3 protein-coding genes are annotated in these 2931 nt (G+C 39.8%); 2 read left to right on the plus strand and 1 reads right to left on the minus strand.

Annotated features, from left to right (window positions below; all coding sequences use genetic code 11):
• Nucleotides 1–256 precede the first annotated feature (256 nt).
• Nucleotides 257–691 carry a hypothetical protein gene (locus CCU_RS13535; RefSeq protein WP_015535037.1) on the minus strand — a complete coding sequence of 145 codons (435 nt, stop codon included), beginning with the start codon at nucleotides 689–691 and terminating at the stop codon, nucleotides 257–259.
• Nucleotides 692–864: 173 nt separating this feature from the next.
• On the opposite strand from CCU_RS13535, the gene CCU_RS13540 reads away from it, so the two are divergent.
• Together CCU_RS13540 and CCU_RS13545 are read left to right on the plus strand one after the other, a co-directional pair.
• Nucleotides 865–1227 (plus strand): BlaI/MecI/CopY family transcriptional regulator, encoded by a 363-nt coding sequence (locus CCU_RS13540; RefSeq protein ID WP_015535038.1) that lies wholly within the window; start codon nucleotides 865–867, stop codon nucleotides 1225–1227.
• A 104-nt stretch (nucleotides 1228–1331) separates the two neighbouring features.
• The coding region (locus tag CCU_RS13545; protein ID WP_243440904.1) for a BlaR1 family beta-lactam sensor/signal transducer at nucleotides 1332–2931 on the plus strand (1600 nt) is incomplete at its 3' end.

The raw sequence follows: 2931 nt of genomic DNA on the forward strand, positions 1-2931 counted from the left end.
AACCGCCCTCCTTATCGTGAGATCCATAATGATAAACCCTGTCGCCCCATACATGCGGCTCGCCGTCAGGTATGTACTCATTCAACGGCAAAAAAGGGTTGTAAACCTGCCTGTTCATATATCTTCTCCTTCTTGTATCAATTTTTTCTGTTCCCCTAAAACAATAAATCCCCAACATGATCCGCGTCATCTACAGACATGTTGGGTTCTCATATTTACAAGTATATTTAATAAAACTTTTTTAGTCAACAAGCACTTATAAAAAAGGATGCATCTGCTCGCAGAGTTTCTTCTCAAGCTCTATGAGTCTCTTCGTCTTATCCTTCGCCCTGTCATCCGCCGCCTTATATTCGTTTAGATATTTATTCAGCGACTTCACACCCATATTGCAGCCATCCGTCATAAGCTCCGCTATGGTATTGTCCGACTCATCCACTATGAGTTTCACATTTGTCTTGATCCATGACATGCCCTTTGCTATTGGATTTGGATCCTTGCCATCGTCATGGTACTCATCCAGTAGTTTCTGTATCTCCTGTTTTATTGCGTTGTGCTCCTCCTTACATTCTATAAGTATCTTCTTCATTTTCGCCGCATGCACATACCCAAGCACCTCATCAATAGACGAAACACCCATCTTGATCCCGGCATCACATTCCCTGAGCAGCTTTATTGTGTCTGGTGATATCATCCCATATACCTCCTTAGCCTGTATATGAGTATGTTACCCGGTGTTTGAAAATTATATACTCTGCTAAACAATCCTTTTTGGAGAGTTTCCTCATATGTATAGACAAAGGTTGACACCCCACCCGATAATCTTTATACTGTTATTACAAATGTAGTATTAAAGGAGTATAATCTATGAAACACATTCCTCAGATTTCCGAAGCTGAATATGAAGTTATGAAGGTTATATGGAAATATGCCCCTATAAGCACAAATGACATTACTGACAAACTGTTGCAGACCACTTCATGGAATCCCAGGACTATCCAGACTCTCATCAAAAGACTTTCTGATAAGTCCGCCATCTCCTATGAGAAAAAGGGCCGCATGTTCGTCTACTCCCCTGTCATCAGTCAGGAGGAATATCGAAAACATGAAAGCTCATCTTTTCTAAAGAAGTTTTTCAATGGACACATATCCGACATGGTTTCTGCGTTTGTGGATAGTGATGAGCTTAGTGCTGATGATATAAAGGAACTTCAAGACATATTAATGTAAAGGCACCGGGAGGAAATAAGGCTTGACTGAATTTTTCACACATTTTTTTTATCAGCAATATATCCATAAGTTTCTCTCTGCTGCTAATGATATTTGTTCGATTTATGTTCAGAAAACAGCTAACATGTAACGGCAGATACAACACCATATATATTGTGCTGTTTCTTCTCGTAATTCCATTTATCCCTGTAAATAATTCATTTATATTCCAGGCCATAGGTTTCATACGATCATTATTTAACAGAAGTACTTCTGCCGCAAATACAGTTACTCCTGTGCCTATCAATACCAGCCCTTCATCAAATGGGAACTGGATGAACGACTTTGCTATATCTGTAAACAGTACATCTACAATATATCCAAAGCTCCTTTTTATTATCTGGCTTGCCGGAGTTTACATATTTTCCATCCGTTTAATAGTGTCAGGCATATCACTATACAAGCTGAAAAAATCTGCTGTTCCAGTCACCGACGATACTGTCATATTGAATATATATTCGGAATGCCTTGAGCTCTGCAATGTGCGCAGATACAAACCAAAATTATATTCCTCCTCTGCTTTATCTGGAGCGGTCATTGTAGGTGTATTCCGCCCTGTTATATATATTCCACGGCAAATCAACGACTGCATATCCGATTACACAATAACCGACCTGAGACATATTTTGTTACATGAACTACAACATTTTAAACGCAGAGACAATGCCGTAAATATGTTTATCTGCATATTCTGCATACTGTATTGGTTCAATCCTGTTGTTATATACACATTACATACAGCAAGACATGACAGAGAAAAAGCATGTGACAATGATGTATTGCAGTACCTTGGTCAAAGCTATGCTGTGAAGTATGGACAGACCATCCTCCGTGCGGCTGCAAGCAGATCCAGTAATTCATCATCGGTATCATTCAAGAGCAAAAGCAGGAAAAAATTACTTAAAACAAGGCTTCAGCTTATTGTTAATTTCAACCCTGTCACCAACAGAGAAAAACGGAAATGTATATATGCATTTTCCATTATCATATTGCTGATGACTGTATGTGCGCCATTATCTGTATATGCTCTGGATGATACACAATACAAGGATTTTGCCCCGGTGAATCTGGAATCCTTGGATCTATCCAGCTACTTTTCTGACTACAACGGCTGTTTTGCTCTGTACGACAAGGGAAATGATAAATGGTATATCTATAACCAGGACAAAGCCCTATGCCGCACTTCACCGGATTCTACATATAAAATATATGACGCAGTGATGGCTCTTGAACATGGCATCATAACTTCCGACAACTCATTTATGCGCTGGGATGGGAGCTCTTACCCTTTTGATGCCTGGAACACAGACCAGACACTTCGATCTGCCATGACCGGATCTGTAAACTGGTATTTTGACAATCTGGATGCAGCTATGGACCACACAGATGCGAAAAATTTTCTCGGTCTTATTGAATATGGAAATCAGAATATCAATTCAGCTCAGAACTGTTACTGGCTGGAATCCTCTCTGACTATATCCCCGGTAGAGCAGGTAGAACTGCTATGTCACCTGAAAAATAATGATTGGAAGCTGTCTAAGACAAATGTGGATACAGTTATAGAGTCCATGTTTATTGCAAACTCAGATGGAAAAAGTCTGTATGGCAAGACAGGTACCGGCAGAGTTGATGATACAAATATAAACGGCTGGTTCGTCGGATTCA

The organism is Coprococcus sp. ART55/1 (assembly GCF_000210595.1).
Classification (GTDB): Bacteria; Bacillota; Clostridia; order Lachnospirales; family Lachnospiraceae; genus Coprococcus; species Coprococcus aceti.

Coding starts and splice junctions, on each gene's coding strand:
- CCU_RS13535 (WP_015535037.1), bottom strand. CDS start 691: ATGATATCACCAGACACAATAAAGCTGCTCAGGGAATGTGATGCCGGG.
- CCU_RS13540 (WP_015535038.1), top strand. CDS start 865: ATGAAACACATTCCTCAGATTTCCGAAGCTGAATATGAAGTTATGAAG.